We start from the raw sequence: 14,023 nt of genomic DNA on the forward strand, positions 1-14,023 counted from the left end.
CGCTCGTCGCGTCAGTCCGTCGACCGGCAGCCACCTTCACGTGGGGAGGCCATGCGGGAAATAGTAGCCATGGACATCATAGCCATGTACTGTATGGGTCATGAGCAGCGATGAGGCCGGCGGTCCGACCCCCGGTTACCTGGTGTGGCGCCTGTCGACGAAGTGGCGGGTCGCCGTCGATCGCGCGGTCGCCCCGCTGGGACTGACCCACGCGCAGTACTCGGTCGTGGCCTCCCTGTACGGCATGCAGCACACCGGCGAGCGGCCCAGCCAGCGGCGCCTCGCCGACCACACGGGGCTGGAGCCGCTGTACGTGTCGAAGCTGGCCCGCTCCCTCGAGGCCGCGGGGCTGGTGGAGCGCGCCCGCGACCCGCGCGACCCGCGCGCGGTACAGCTCGCCCTCACCGCGCAGGGACGCGCGACCACCGAGCGGGCCATCGATGTCGTCCAACGGCTGCTCGACCAGTTGCTGCACCCCCTCGGCGGCCTCGGCAGCCCGCGCACCCGGCAGTTCACCAGCGAGCTGACGGCCCTGCTCGACACACCGCTGGACCCGTCGAACCTCTACGGCGACACCGACAAGGAGCAGTCATGACCACCACCGCACCGCTCGCCGACAGTCGCGCCATCGGGCTGGCCCACTACGCCGCACGCGCGGTTCTGGAGCAGGTGATGGGCCGCCATGGCCTGAGTTTCCTGGAGACCACCGTGCTGCGGCCGGTCGCCGCGGCCGAGGAGCCGCTCCTCCGCGACCGTCTGGTCGCAGGCGTCGCCGATGCGGTGAAGGTCAGTGCCGCGGAGGCGGACCGGACCGTCGGCGAGCTGATCGGGCGCGGCCTTCTCACCCTCGACGACAGCGACACGGTCCAAATGACGCCGGACGGGCGGGCCCTGTACGAGACCGGGGCCGCCGAGACCGCGCGGGCCTCGGCGCGCATCTGGGCGGACATCTCCGAGGCGGACCGGGCCGCGGCCGGCCGGGTGCTGGCCCTGGTGACCGAGCGGGCGAACGCCGAGCTGCACACCCTCGGACGCGACTGATCGCAGCGCGGCAACACGGGGACCACAACCGAGTAGTGGAATATTGAACCAACTCTGTCGGTTGTCCGCCGCGAAGGAGGTCGGCCGTGCAGAGCATGTTCAACGCGGCGCAGCAGCCGCAGCAGTCGCAGGAGCCCGCGTACTACACCCACGGGACGCCCGCGGAGCGCTGGGAGCGCGCCCGGATGTTCTTCGACGCCAAGGACTACGCCGCCGCGGCGCGGGTGCTGGGTCCGCTGGTCGAGGAGGTGCCGGAGCAGACCGGACCGCGCCTGCTGCTGGCCCGTGCCTACTACCACTCCGCTCAACTGCGGCGCGCCGAGAGCGAGTTGCGGCTCATCGTGGAGCGCGACCCGGTGGAGCACTACGCCCGGCTGATGCTCGGCCGCACCCTCGAGCGGCAGGGACGGGGTGAGGAGGCCGACACCCATCTGCGGATCGCCTCCGCCCTCGCCGGGAATTTCGAGGAGGAGTGAGTCCGCCGCCATGGCCCGGAGGGCGCCCGTCGCCCCTTCGGGCCATGGCATGCTGGCGCGATGGCCTCTTCCCGTGATCACGCACCCCTGGCCGAGCGGATCGAGGAACTGCTCGCCGCCGGTGGTCCGTTGCCCATCGTCGCGGCCGGCGACCCCGTGCTGCGCCACGGCACCGAGCGCTACGACGGACAGCTCACGCCCGCGCTGCTCGCCCGCTTCGTCGAGGCGCTGCGCGTCACCATGCACGCGGCGCCGGGCGTCGGGCTGGCCGCGCCGCAGGTGGGGGTGGCGCTGCGGATCGCGGTGATCGAGGATCCCGCCCCGGTCCCGGAGGAGATCCGGGTGGCGCGCGGGCGCGTGCCGCAGCCGTTCCGGGTGCTGGTGAACCCCTCGTACGAGCCCGTCGGGCCCGAGCGCGCCGCCTTCTTCGAGGGCTGCCTCAGCGTGCCCGGCTGGCAGGCGGTCGTGGCGCGGCACGCGTGCGTGCGGCTGACCGGCGAGGACGAGCACGGCCGGGCCGTGGACGAGGTCTTCACGGACTGGCCTGCGCGGATCGTGCAGCACGAGACGGATCATCTCGACGGCACCCTGTACCTGGACCGCGCCGAGCCGCGGTCCCTGTCGTCGAACGACGCGATGGCCGGGCGGTGGAACCAGCCGACGCCGGACACGGCCGCCCACGAGCTCGGTTTCCGGCTGCCCGGCTGACCACCGGCACCGCACCGCACGCCGGTCACCCGGGAGACCGGCGTCCCCCGCCGGTTCAGCCCCGGTACGCCTCCAGCAGGCGCAGCCACACCTCGCTGATCGTCGGATAGGACGGCACCGCGTGCCACAGCCGGCCGATGGGGACCTGACCGGCGACGGCGACCGTCGCCGAGTGGATCAGCTCGCCGACGCCGGGGCCGACGAAGGTGACACCGCGCAGGATCTCGTTCTCGAGGTCGACGACCATGCGGGCGCGGCCCTTGTAGCCCTCGCGGTACAGACCGGCCCCGGCGACCGACGACATCTCGACGTCGACGGCACGCACCCGGTACCCGGCCTGCTCCGCCTCGGCGAGGGACAGGCCCACGGCGGCGGCCTCCGGATCGGTGAACACGACCTGCGGTACGGCGTGGTGGTCGGCCGTCGCGGAGTGCGCGCCCCAGGGCTCGTTGCCGGACAGCTCGTCCCCGGCGGCACGGGCGGCGATCGCGGCGCCCGCGATCCGGGCCTGGTACTTGCCCTGGTGGGTGAGGAGGGCCCGGTGGTTGACGTCGCCGACCGCGTACAGCCAGTCGGTGCCGGTGACGCGCAGGCTGTCGTCGGTCTCCAGCCAGCTGCCGGGCTTCAGGCCGACGGTGTCCAGGCCGATGTCGTCGGTACGCGGGGCGCGGCCGGTGGCGAAGAGGATCTCGTCGGCCTCGATACGCTCGCCGGCACCGGTGACGGCCACGACGGTGCCGTTGCGCCGGGAGACGGACTCCACGGAGGTCGCCGTGCGCACGTCGGCGCCGGCCTCGGTGAGGGCCTCGGCGACCAGTTCGCCGGCGAACGGCTCCATCCGGTTGAGCAGGCCCTTGCCCCGCACGAGAAGCGTGACCTGCGTGCCGAGGCCCTGCCACGCCGTGGCCATCTCGGTGGCCACCACTCCCCCGCCGACCACGATCAGCCGGCCCGGCACCTCCTTGGCGCTGGTCGCCTCACGGCTGGTCCACGGCCTGACGTCGGCGAGTCCGGGTAGGTCGGGCAGCTGGGCGCGGGTGCCTGTGCTCACGGTGACCGCGTGCCGTGCGGTGAGGGTGCGGCGCGTGCCGTCCGGCGCGGTGACCTCGACGGTGCGCGGGCCGGCGAGGCGGCCGTGTCCGCGGTACAGGTCGGCGCCGATGCCCTCCAGCCAGCGCACCTGGCCCTCGTCGTTCCAGTCGGAGGTTTCGTAGGTGCGGTGGGCGAGCACCTGCGCCGCGTCCAGCGGGCGCTGCGCCGCCTCGCGCAGGCCGGGGGTGCGGCGGGCGTCGGCGCGGGCGATGACCGGGCGCAGCAGGGCCTTGCTGGGCATGCACGCCCAGTAGGAGCACTCACCGCCGACGAGCTCGCTCTCCACGACCGCGGTGGTGAGGCCGGCCGCGCGGGTGCGGTCCGCGACGTTCTCCCCCACGGGTCCGGCACCGAGCACCACGACGTCGTACGCGATCGTTTCCGTTTCCGTCATGGGGTCAGTCTGGTCGGTGGCGGGCGTCCGGGCCACAGAACCGCCGGATCGGGGTGCGGGTGTGCGCCGTCGGGACAGGGGTGTGCGCCCAGGCCACATGGGTAGGTGCGCGGAATACGCACGTCGTCGGCCGTGTTGTGCCCGACGCTCGCCCCCCGACATCAGGAATGAGGGATGCACGCCATGAGCAGCACCGTGGAGCTCACCAAGGAGAACTTCGACCAGATGGTCACGGACAACGATTTCGTCCTGATCGACTTCTGGGCGTCCTGGTGCGGGCCGTGCCGTCAGTTCGCGCCGGTGTACGAGAAGGCCGCGGAGGAGAACCCCGACCTGGTGTTCGGCAAGGTGGACACGGAGGCGCAGCCCGAGCTGGCCGCCGCCTTCCAGATCCAGTCGATTCCGACGCTGATGATCGTGCGCGACCAGGTCGCGATCTTCGCCCAGCCGGGTGCCCTGCCGGAGGCCGCGCTCGCGGACGTCATCGGTCAGGCCCGCAAGCTGGACATGGACGAGGTGCGCCAGTCGATCGCGGCGCAGGAGGGTCAGGCGGGGCAGGGCCAGTAGGGCTTCCCGGCTCGTCCACCAGCGTGGGAGGAGCCTTCGGCCGGGACGGGGGCGCCCGGGGCCGGGGGCTCCTTTTTCATGCGCTCGTCCCTCAGCTGGAGTCGCGGTGCACCACCGAGGCGCCGACCACCTTGTGGATGCCGGGTGCGGCGCCGGGCTCGCGGACGGCGCGGTCGACCAGTTCGGCGAGGTCGCGGCCGGACGGCAGCTCGATATGGACCGTGCTCAGCCGCGGCCTCAGCAAGCGGCCCAGCATCAGGTCGTCGGCGCCGACGACCGCCGTCTCCTCGGGCACGCGCACGCCCTCGTCCTGCAGGGCGCGCATCAGCAGCATCGCGTACTCGTCGTTGTAGGCGAACACGGAGTCCAGGCCGAGCCCGCGCCAGCGCGCCGCGAGCCGGGCGGCGGGCTCCTCCTCGTAGGCGAGGGGCAGCGCGGTGACGGTGGCGCCGGTTCCCTCCAGGGCGCGGCGGGCGCCCTCCAGGCGGGGACGCGAGAAGGACTCCAGGCCCGCTTCCTCGGGGACGACGACGCCGATCCGGCGCCGGCCGCGGGCGTACAGGTGAGTGGCGGCGGCATGGCCGACGCCCTCGTGGTCGAGCAGCAGGGCGTGGGCGCCCTCGACGGTCTCGGAACCGAGCGTGAGCACGGCGCGGGCGCCGGCCCGCTTGAGCACGGCGACGCCCTCGGGGCCGAGTCCGGTACCGGGGACCAGGACGGCGACGGGGCGCAGTTCCGCCCAGGCGCGGGCCGCGTCGTCGCCCTGGGCGCCGGCCGTGCCGTACTGCACGACCGTGTAGTCGAGTCGGCCGAGTGCCCACTGCAGCTCGCTGAGGAAGCGGCTGTAGAGCGGGCCGACCGGGATGGCCGGGGCGGGCATCAGGACGATGCGGCTGTGGCCGGCGCGCAGGCTGCGGGCGGCCGCGTGGGGTACGTAGCCGAGTTCCTTCGCGGCCTCGTGCACGCGGCGGCGGGTGGCGTCGCTGATCCGTACGGCGCTGGTGTTGTTCAGCACGTACGAGACGGTCGCGCGCGACACGCCGGCCAGCCGGGCGACATCGGCGCTCGTGGGGGCGGAGCGGGGTGCGGGCGACGCGGGCGGGGGCGTGTTCGGTATCTGCACCATGACGGTACGCATCTTGGCAGAAGCGGCAGGCATCCTCCCGGCCGGGGCGGCCAGCTCGCCGCACGGTGCCTTTCCGCGGCCCCCGGGCTCGGCTCACCGTCCCTCTGACGGTGCGCGGGCGGGTCGTGGCTGCGGCCCGGGTGCTGCTGAGCGACTCACCGCACCGTTTCCGGCACTGCCGGGGTTCAGCAGCGGGGCTCCGTGCGGGTGACGCGGTCGACGAGGTCCGTCCAGCTCGCCTCCAGCCGCTCGACGGGCATCCGGCACTGGCGGGTGAGGTGGTGGACCAGGGACGGGCTGAGCTGGCCCATCAGCGCGTGCGCCAGCAGCTCGGTGTCGGCGTCCGGGACCGCCTGGCGCAGCAGCAGGGCGACGTGGCTGTGCAGCACCCGGCGCGGCGGTACGACGTAGCGGCGGTCCGGGCTCGGCTCGGCGGCCAGCTCCAGTTCCAGCTCGGCGACGGTCCTGCGCAGCAGCGCGCACCCGAAGGCGCGCAGCCGCTCCACGGGCGGGGCGCCGGGGCCGAGCGGCGGAGGACCGCTGAGGAACGCGGCCTGGAACTTGCGCTCGGAGTGGTCGAGGAGCGCGGTCAGCAGTCCGGTGCGGTCGCCGAAGCGGCGGAAGACGGTGCCCTTGCCGACGTTCGCCGCGGCCGCCACCGCCTCCATGGTGACGCCGGCCACGCCGCACTCGGCGATCAGCCGTGAGGCGGCGTCGAGGAGCTTGGCCCGGTTGCGGGCGGCGTCGGCGCGCAGGCACGGCTCGTCGTCGGCGGCTCCGAGGGTGAGCAGTTCGGGTGCGCCGTCGATCTCCTGGGGGTGCGGAACAGGTGGCAGGGGCACGGACATGAACTCAGCGTAAAGCATGGGAATGAAACTGGACCGCGGTCCGGTTAGGGTGATAGAAAAATAAACGGACCCCGGTCCGGATTTATGACAGCAGTCTTTCAGCAGCCCTTGGAGTTCCCATGTCCGTTCGTATCCTCGCCCTGGTCGGCAGCCTGCGCGCCGGTTCGCACAACCGTCAGCTCGCCGAGGCCGCCGTCAAGCTCGCCCCCGAGGGCGCCGAGGTCGTGCTGTTCGAGGGACTGGCCGAGATCCCGTTCTACAACGAGGACATCGACGTCGAGGGCAGCGTCCCCGCCCCGGCCGCCGCGCTGCGCACGGCCGCCCAGTCCGCCGACGCCTTCCTGCTCTTCTCCCCCGAGTACAACGGCACCATCCCGGCCGTCCTGAAGAACGCCATCGACTGGCTGTCGCGTCCGTACGGCGCCGGCGCCTTCGGCGGCAAGCCGGTGGCCGTCATCGGCACCGCCTTCGGCCAGTACGGCGGCGTGTGGGCGCAGGACGACACCCGCAAGGCCGTCGGCATCGCCGGCGGCAAGGTGATCGAGGACATCAAGCTCTCCATCCCCGGCTCGGTCACCCGCTTCGCCGAGACCCACCCGGTGGACGACGCCGAGGTCGCCGCGCAGCTGACCGAGGTCGTCGCCCGTCTGCACGGCCACGCGGGCGAGGCGGTCGCCGCCTGACGCGGAAGTTCCTCACCAGGCACTCTCTGCTTCACGCTCACGGCGAAGGGGTGGCAGCTCACGGGCTGCCACCCCTTCGCCGTTCCTCGCTCTCCCGGCCGACCCCGTCATCAGGGCGCGGACGAGGGCGAGGCCACCATGGCGAGGCCGCGATCCGCGCCGGCGTGCGCCGGTCCGCCCCGTCGCACGCCTGCTGGTGCATCCCCTGGACGACCGCCGGGCAGTACGCCGCCAGGGCATCGGCGTCCACCTCCTGACCCAGGAGCCCGGCGTCGACGTCCGCGCGGATGCGAGCGGCGAAGGCGGCCTTGGTCTCCTCGCGCATCGCCCGCAGCCCATCCTGTTCTGGACCCACGGCTACGAGACGACCTCGATCGCGTCCCTGACCGCCTCGATGGCGTCAACCCGCCGAACCTGTAGGCCGCTTGGTCGACGAGGCGACCGGGCGCCGGCCGCAGGGAACGGTCGAAGGCGCGCCGGTTGGGCGAACGGCTTGAGCTGGTCACCGGCCGGCGGGCGTGCGGACGCGCTGGAGGCGGGGCTTCAGCGGCGGGACAGTGCCAGCAGGCTCAGGCCGAACATCAGCACACCGAGCGGAAGGTGGACCGAGGGGACGTGTGCGATGCCGAGCACGACCTGGACGGAGGCCAGGGCGAGGAATCCCGACGCGTGCCAGACGGGCCGGGTCGAGCCGCCGCCCGGCTTCCACGCCAGCACCGCGGCGAGCACGTACAGCATCGACGCCGCGTACATCACCCGGGCCCCGGCGCTGTGCAGCGTCTCTCCGTAGGACGAGGTCAGCAGCAGCCCGGCGGAGACCGCCTGCAGGAAGATGGTCAGGGTCTGCGCGGCGATCGCGATCCTCAGGAACGAGGACGTACGCCGGGAGTTCGCCGTCACCTCGGTGGCCATGTCGGTCTCCCCTTCTTCTCCGCCCTCGGGCGGTGGATCGATAAGGTCTCACCAGCCCGACGACACGGGTCCGCGAAAGGTAAGGCGAGGGGGCGGCCGCACGTATGGGGACAGTCGGGACCGGCACGGCGGAGCCGGCCGCCGAGCGACGGCAACTGATCAACGTCGCCTACCGGTTGCTCGGTTCCCTGGCCGAGGCCGAGGACGCCGTGCAGGACGCCTACGCACGCTGGTACGGGCTGTCGCGCAGCCGGCGGGCGGAGATCGTGTCCCCCGGCGCCTGGCTGACGACGGTGACCGGCCGCATCTGCCTGGACGTGCTCGGCTCGGCGCGGGCCCGCCGGGAACGGTATGTCGGCGCGTGGCTGCCCGAGCCGCTGCCCGACCGCACCGAGTGGGGCCACCCCACGGGCGGCGCGGAGACGGCCGGCCCCGCGGACCCGGCCGATCAGATCGTCCTGGACGAGTCGGTGACCATGGCCTTCCTCGTCGTCCTGGAGTCGATGACGCCCGCCGAGCGGGTGGCGTTCGTCCTGCACGACGTCTTCCGCTACCCGTTCGCGGAGATCGCCGGCGTTCTGGAGCGCAGCCCCGCGGCCTGCAAGCAGCTGGCCTCCTCCGCCCGGCGGCGGGTGAGCGCGGCGCGCCCCGCGGTCACGGCGACCGGCCAGGCCGAGGTGGTGCGGCACGTCAAGGAGGCGTGGCGGAGCAAGGACATCGCGGCTCTCGTCGGTCTCCTCGACCCGGCCGCCGTCATGACCGCCGACGGCGGCGGCATGGTCGGCACGGTGCTGCGTCCCGTCGAGGGCGGCGCGCGCATCGCCCAGTACATGGCCGCCATCGCCGACAGGGCTCCGGGCCTCGAACTCCTGGAGCGCTCGGTCAACGGCATGCCGGGACTGGTGGCGCAGCGCGCCGGCGTCGTCGCGACCGTGGCCGCCTTCGAGGTCTGCGGCCGACGCGTCACCCGGATCTGGGTGGTCCGCAATCCGGAGAAGCTGCGGCCCTGGGCACGGGCGACGGACTGACCGTCACGGGCCGCTGACACCGGCCGCCGGTGTCCCCTGTGTCCGGCGCGCGCAGGGCCGCCGGAGAATCCGCGCAGGAGTCTCACACGGACTGCACACAGCCTCTCGACAGGCTCGTTAGCGTGACTGGCCGTCCGTACCACCGTCAGGAAGACACCGATGGATTACTGCTCCTCGTGCCGCCGCCACCTCAACGGCGCCCTGGTGTGCCCGGGGTGTGGCGCCTACGCGCCGGACATAGACCCGGGCTTCGACGCCGAGCCCACCACCACGGCGTCGGCCGGACAGTCGGTGAGCATCGCTCCGGCCCGCGAGCCGGTGTACACCGCGCCGGTCTGGGAGCGGTCGGGCACGGCCCAGGAGCCGTCGGGCGGCGCGCCGGTCTGGGAGCCGTCGGCCGCGGTCGCCGAGGACGGGCCGGGGGGTGCGCAGGACGTCGCGTACGACGGTGGTTCCGCGCCGTCCGGGCGGGCCGCGCGGCGCCGGCAGCGGGCCCGCTGGCAGAAGAACCGGCGTCGGGCGGCGGTGGCGACCGCCGTCGCGCTGGTCGGCGGTGGACTGACGGTGGCCGCGATGGACCGCGGCTCCGGGAGCCGCGCGCAGGCCGCGGCCACCCCGGACGACCACACCATGAACATCGCCGACGAACCGGCGCAGACCTACGCACCCCCGGTGGCGCCCGAGCCGCAGCACTCCCCCGCCCGCTCGGCGCCGAGGCACGCGGCACCGGCCGTGCCGCCGGCCCGGCACACGGACGGCGCCGGGTCACCCGCCGCCGTACCGGCGAGCCACGCCCGGCCGCAGTCCGCGGTCCCCGCGCAGCCGCTGGTCCCCACCGTCCAGCAGCACCACACCCCGCTGCCGCAGCCGTCCAACGCCCCGGTCACCGACCCCGTCGGCACCTCCACGTCGGCGCAGCAGCCGTCGACGCCCACGGGCTCCGGGAGCGGCACCGCGCCCGCTCCGGCGCCGGCGAGCACCTCGTCGTCGAGCACCTCGCCGTCCAGCACGACGCCGTCGCAGCAGCAGCTCTGCCTGCTGGTGGTGTGTCTCGGCTGACGGGCTCACCGTCCATGACGGGCCGCCACAACCCTGGGCCCTCCCCCGAGACGGACGGGCCGAGGGTTCGTCACTTGCCGTACGCCTGCTTCCAGCGGGCCCGGTGGCGGGCGTCGCCCTGACCGTGGCCGCTCACCGCGCCGAGCGCCGGCAGGGCCGTGCCGTTGTGCCACAGGCCGAGCAGGTCGCGGTGGACGGCCAGGATGCCGTTGTACCGGGCGAAGTCCTCGGCGGGTCGGCTGAACCGGGTGGTGGTGACGAACACGGCGACCTCGGCGCCGAAATGCACCTTGGCGCCTAGCAGATCGCGCAGTTCGCGGCTGGCCACGGTGCGGCTCGGCGCGTACCGCTTGCACTGCACGACCATCGTACGGCCGTCCGGCAGCCGCCCCATGACGTCGGCACCACCGTCGTAGGCGCCGCCGACGCGCCGCACCCGGGTGCATCCGTCGCGCCGGCACAGCGCGGCGACGAGTTCCTCGAACTCGCCGCCCGTCATGGTGTCGACGCCCGCGAGGCTGCGCCGGCCGGCCTCGACGGCCTGCTCCCGCCGCCACCGCCGGTCGTGTCCGCGCAGGGCGCGGTCGGTGCGCCACAGCCACCGGCCGCCCACCACGAGCCCGCCGGCGAGCACCACGGCGAGGGCGTACGCCCAGCCGGCCGCCACACCCGCCACCAGCAGGGCGACGGCCAGCCCCGCGCCGTACGCCGTCGCCCCGCGCCCGCGAGCGGATCCGCCCCGTCCACGCCCAGCCGCCACGCCGCCTCCCCTGCCGTCCGTACCGGCAGTGTGGGCGGGGCCGCGCGACGGCAGTAGGCGAGGGTCGGCCAACTGTGCGCGCTCACCCGGCCGTTCGGTGCACGATGTGGCCGCCGGTCACGGTCAGCGGCACGGGGGCGTCGGCGACCTCGTCGGCCGGGGCCTCGACGGGGTCCACGCCGAGCGCCGTCAGGTCGGCGCGCAACCCGACGGCGATCCGGCCGGTGACGGTCTGCTCCCCGGCCGCGAGGGCCGCGTGAGTGGTGCAGCCCTCCAGGGCCTGAAGGCCCGTCAGCCCGGCGCGGTCGGAGGCGGCGCCCCTCGGCGCGCGGGCCGTGGCGAGCACGGCGCGGGCGTCGAAGTGGGCGATCGGCCAGTCGGAGCCGAGGGCGAGGACCGCACCGGCGTCGCGCAGGTCACGCAGCCGCCAGGCCCGCCCGGCGCGGGCCCGGCCCAGGCGCGTAGACCACTCGTCGGTGCGGTCCGGACGGGTGTACGCGGTGTGCGGGGGCTGCATCGAGGCGATGACGCCGAGCGCGGTGAAGCGGGGGACGGTGTCGTCGGGAACGGACTCGATGTGCTCGATGCGATGGGCGAACCGGGCGTCCTCCCCCAGCGCCTCCACGGTGTCCAGGACGTGCCGCACGGCCGCGTCGCCGATGGCGTGCGTCGCGGTGCGCACTCCGGCGCCGTGCAGGAAGCGCACGGCGTCGCTGTAGGCCTCGGGGTCGGGCCAGAACGCCTCGGTGCCCTGCCCGTGGCAGTCGGGGTGCTCCAGCCAGGCGGTGCCGCCCTCGACGGTGCCGTCCATGAAGAACTTCACGCCGCCCACCTGCCAGTGCCGTCCGCCCCGGCGCTGCGCGGCGACCAGCTCCTCCAGCGCCCCCCGGTCCGCACCGGGCATGCACCAGGGGGCGAAGCGCAGCCGCACCGGCAGGACGGTCTCCTCTGCGACGGCGCCGACCAGATCGGGGTCGCCGCCGTCCATGACGTGGGCGCCGGTGAGACCGGTCGCGGCCATCCCGGCGAGCAACTCCACCAGCCGGGCCCGTCGTTCGGCGTACGGCAGCCGGGGCGCGACCTCGTGGACGAGGTCCATCGCGGCGTGCTCGACGAGGTGCCCGGTGAGCCGGCCGTCGGCGTCCGTGACGATGGTGGCGCGCTGGGCGAAGGCGCGCGGGCCGCTGATGCCGGCGGCCTTCAGCGCGGCGCCGGTGACGAGGGCGGAGTGGCCGTCGTACAGGCGCAGGAAGGCCGGGGCGCCGTCCAGGACGTCCTCGACGAGGGCGCGGTCGACGGGCCGGCCGCCGAAGACGTTGTGGTCCAGGCCCCAGCCGAGGACCCAGCCGTCGGTGCGGGGCGCCGTGGCGAGCGCGGCGCGCAGGGCGTCCAGGTCGCGGACGTGGGAGAGGTCGGTGCCGGAGGTCATCTCCAGGCCCCACACCGGGTGGCTGTGCCCGTCGACCAGGCCGGGCACCAGGCTGGCGCCGGCCAGGTCCACCACCTCGGTACCGGCCCCGCACCACTCGCGTACGGCTGCCTCGTCACCGACGTACGCGATCAGTCCGTCGCGGACGGCGACCGCGCGGGCCTCGGGCGCGTCCGGGTCGAGGGTGCGGACACGGGCACCGGTGAGGACGAGGTCGGCGGTGGGCATGGGACTCCTTGGACTCGGCGGAGGGTGCGGTCGGTCGCGAACGCGGGGGCGGTGGGTCGGTCGCGAACGCGGGGGCGGTGGGTCGGTCGCGGGCTCGGGTGGTGGGTCAGTCGCGGGCCAGGACGGCCGGTCCGGCCGGGGAGGCCGCGGTCTCGCTGCCGGGTTCGGCGGCGAAGTGGGCGTACACCTCGGGCCGGTGGCGGCGCAGCCAGCGGGCGAGCGCGAGCCCGATGAGGAACACGGCCGGGACGACGGCGGCGAGGACGGTGTTCACCGTCGCCGAGGCGCCCGTGAACAGGTCGAGGTGGGTGATCACCAGGGCGATGGCGGTGGCCAGCAGCGCCACGGCGGCCACGGGGGCGACGACGGTGCGCAGGACCCCCTCGCTGTGCCTGACGCGCCGGAAGTAGAAGGGGATGGCGAGCGCGGCCAGCAGTTGCAGCGCCAGCAGGCCGAGCATGCCGGGGGTGTTGACCCACAGCAGCAGCTGGTCGTACGGGTCGGCGCCGGCCGCTGCGAAGGCGAGCACGACCGCGGCGCCGAGCACGGTCTGGCCGATCCCGGCGACGTACGGGGAGCCGTGGCGGGAGTGGACGCGGGCCAGCGCCCCGGGCAGGACGCCCTCCTCGGCGAGGGCGAGGCCGTAGCGGTTGATGGCGTTGTGGAAGGCCAGCAGGGAGGCGAGCACGCTGGTGACGATGAGGACGTGCATGACGTCGGCCGCCCAGCCGCCCACGTAGGTGGTGATCGCGGAGAAGAAGAGCCCGCCGGGGTCCTTGCCGGCCGCCGCCACGACCTGGCTGTCGCCGAAGGCCTGGACGGCGATCCAGACCACGAAGGCGTAGAAGAGGCCGAGGAAGCCGACGGCGATGTAGGTGGCGCGCGGGACCGTGCGGTCGGGGTCGCGGGCCTCGCGTCGGTAGATGACGGTCGACTCGAACCCGGTGAACGCGGCGAACGCGAACGCGAGGACGGCGGCGGTGCCGGGCACGAAGACGTTGCCCGGGGTGAAGGAGGCGAGGGACAGGCCGTGCGCGCCGCCCTTGAGCAGGACACCGCCCGCGAGCAGGACGAGGATGCCGGTCTCGGCGACCAGCAGGACCCCGAGGACCTTGGCACCGAAGTCGATGGAGCGGTAGCCGCCGTAGCCGATGACCAGCAGGCCCACCAGGGAGACGGGGAGCCAGGGCAGGTGCGCACCGGTCAGGGCGTGGACGGTGTCGCGGGTGGCGGTGCCCAGGAGGCCGTAGACACCGATCTCCATGCCGTTGTAGCCGACCAGGGCGAGCAGGGCGGCCCCGACGCCGACGCTGCGGCCGAGTCCGCGGGTGATGTACGCGTAGAAGGCGCCGCCGCCGTGGACGTGGCGGCTCATGGTGGTGAAGCCGATCGCGAAGACGGCGAGGGTGACACCGGCCAGCAGATAGCCGACGGGTGCGCCGATCCCGCCGAGCAGGATCGCCAGCGGGGCGACACCGGCCATGACGGTGAGCGGGGCGGCGGCGGAGACGACGAAGAACGCGATGTCGGCGGTGCCGAGGGAGCCGCTTCTGAGCGCTGCGGCGGGCGGGGGTGGGGCGGTGGTGTCGGGCACGGCGAAGCCCTTCTGAGCTGCGGGCAAGGGGCGGGGCACGGGCATGCGGGATCTCCGGCGCCGTAAACCGAAAGGCTT

Annotated in this window: 16 protein-coding genes; 8 read left to right on the forward strand and 8 right to left on the reverse strand. The window is 74.1% G+C overall.

What is annotated here, in order from left to right:
* Positions 1–100 precede the first annotated feature (100 nt).
* From ACZ64A_RS16005 to ACZ64A_RS16020, 4 genes are all read left to right on the forward strand, one after another.
* Complete coding sequence (locus tag ACZ64A_RS16005; RefSeq protein WP_469810888.1) at positions 101–595, forward strand: MarR family winged helix-turn-helix transcriptional regulator; 495 nt, start codon at positions 101–103, stop codon at positions 593–595.
* Positions 592–1,041 carry a MarR family transcriptional regulator gene (locus ACZ64A_RS16010; protein ID WP_469810889.1) on the forward strand — a complete coding sequence of 150 codons (450 nt, stop codon included), beginning with the start codon at positions 592–594 and terminating at the stop codon, positions 1,039–1,041. The genes ACZ64A_RS16005 and ACZ64A_RS16010 overlap by 4 nt, the downstream gene beginning before the upstream one ends.
* Positions 1,042–1,136: 95 nt before the next feature.
* Positions 1,137–1,517: a tetratricopeptide repeat protein gene (locus ACZ64A_RS16015; protein ID WP_469811369.1), complete on the forward strand. Its 381-nt coding sequence runs from the start codon at positions 1,137–1,139 to the stop codon at positions 1,515–1,517.
* Positions 1,518–1,577: 60 nt separating this feature from the next.
* Positions 1,578–2,225 (forward strand): peptide deformylase, encoded by a 648-nt coding sequence (locus ACZ64A_RS16020; protein WP_469810890.1) that lies wholly within the window; start codon positions 1,578–1,580, stop codon positions 2,223–2,225.
* A 55-nt stretch (positions 2,226–2,280) separates the two neighbouring features.
* Here the strand turns inward: ACZ64A_RS16020 and ACZ64A_RS16025 are convergent, their stop codons facing one another.
* Positions 2,281–3,711, reverse strand: a complete 1,431-nt coding sequence (locus tag ACZ64A_RS16025; protein ID WP_469810891.1) for a dihydrolipoyl dehydrogenase family protein — start codon at positions 3,709–3,711, stop codon at positions 2,281–2,283.
* A 183-nt stretch (positions 3,712–3,894) separates the two neighbouring features.
* Between ACZ64A_RS16025 and trxA the strand changes: the two genes are divergently transcribed.
* Positions 3,895–4,278, forward strand: a complete 384-nt coding sequence (gene trxA, locus ACZ64A_RS16030; protein WP_361636592.1) for a thioredoxin — start codon at positions 3,895–3,897, stop codon at positions 4,276–4,278.
* 91 nt (positions 4,279–4,369) lie between these two features.
* Here the strand turns inward: trxA and ACZ64A_RS16035 are convergent, their stop codons facing one another.
* Positions 4,370–5,404 carry a LacI family DNA-binding transcriptional regulator gene (locus tag ACZ64A_RS16035; protein WP_469810892.1) on the reverse strand — a complete coding sequence of 345 codons (1,035 nt, stop codon included), beginning with the start codon at positions 5,402–5,404 and terminating at the stop codon, positions 4,370–4,372.
* A 185-nt stretch (positions 5,405–5,589) separates the two neighbouring features.
* Positions 5,590–6,252 carry a TetR/AcrR family transcriptional regulator gene (locus tag ACZ64A_RS16040; protein ID WP_469810893.1) on the reverse strand — a complete coding sequence of 221 codons (663 nt, stop codon included), beginning with the start codon at positions 6,250–6,252 and terminating at the stop codon, positions 5,590–5,592.
* Between the two features lie 119 nt (positions 6,253–6,371).
* On the opposite strand from ACZ64A_RS16040, the gene ACZ64A_RS16045 reads away from it, so the two are divergent.
* Positions 6,372–6,935 carry an NAD(P)H-dependent oxidoreductase gene (locus tag ACZ64A_RS16045; RefSeq protein ID WP_469810894.1) on the forward strand — a complete coding sequence of 188 codons (564 nt, stop codon included), beginning with the start codon at positions 6,372–6,374 and terminating at the stop codon, positions 6,933–6,935.
* A gap of 58 nt (positions 6,936–6,993) precedes the next feature.
* Here ACZ64A_RS16045 and ACZ64A_RS16050 read toward each other — a convergent pair whose 3' ends face one another.
* Together ACZ64A_RS16050 and ACZ64A_RS16055 are read right to left on the reverse strand one after the other, a co-directional pair.
* Positions 6,994–7,260 (reverse strand): hypothetical protein, encoded by a 267-nt coding sequence (locus ACZ64A_RS16050; RefSeq protein WP_469810895.1) that lies wholly within the window; start codon positions 7,258–7,260, stop codon positions 6,994–6,996.
* A gap of 218 nt (positions 7,261–7,478) precedes the next feature.
* Positions 7,479–7,847 (reverse strand): hypothetical protein, encoded by a 369-nt coding sequence (locus tag ACZ64A_RS16055; protein ID WP_469810896.1) that lies wholly within the window; start codon positions 7,845–7,847, stop codon positions 7,479–7,481.
* A 104-nt stretch (positions 7,848–7,951) separates the two neighbouring features.
* Here ACZ64A_RS16055 and sigJ point away from each other — a divergent pair, with 104 nt between their 5' ends.
* Positions 7,952–8,875: an RNA polymerase sigma factor SigJ gene (gene sigJ, locus ACZ64A_RS16060; protein ID WP_469810898.1), complete on the forward strand. Its 924-nt coding sequence runs from the start codon at positions 7,952–7,954 to the stop codon at positions 8,873–8,875.
* A gap of 159 nt (positions 8,876–9,034) precedes the next feature.
* The gene (locus ACZ64A_RS16065; RefSeq protein ID WP_469810899.1) at positions 9,035–9,934 is read left to right on the forward strand and encodes an SCO2400 family protein; all 900 of its coding nucleotides are present in this window, start codon (positions 9,035–9,037) and stop codon (positions 9,932–9,934) included.
* Between the two features lie 70 nt (positions 9,935–10,004).
* On the opposite strand, the gene ACZ64A_RS16070 is transcribed toward ACZ64A_RS16065, so the two are convergent.
* The 3 genes from ACZ64A_RS16070 to ACZ64A_RS16080 all read right to left on the reverse strand — a co-directional run bounded on the left by ACZ64A_RS16070 (position 10,005) and on the right by ACZ64A_RS16080 (position 13,990).
* Positions 10,005–10,694: a restriction endonuclease gene (locus ACZ64A_RS16070; RefSeq protein WP_469810900.1), complete on the reverse strand. Its 690-nt coding sequence runs from the start codon at positions 10,692–10,694 to the stop codon at positions 10,005–10,007.
* Positions 10,695–10,776: 82 nt separating this feature from the next.
* A complete protein-coding gene (locus ACZ64A_RS16075) occupies positions 10,777–12,351 on the reverse strand; it encodes an amidohydrolase (protein WP_469810902.1) in 1,575 nt (524 codons plus the stop codon).
* Positions 12,352–12,457: 106 nt separating this feature from the next.
* A complete protein-coding gene (locus ACZ64A_RS16080; protein ID WP_469810903.1) occupies positions 12,458–13,990 on the reverse strand; it encodes an APC family permease in 1,533 nt (510 codons plus the stop codon).
* Positions 13,991–14,023: the final 33 nt, after the last annotated feature.

Source organism: Streptomyces sp. NPDC104814 (genome assembly GCF_055583185.1).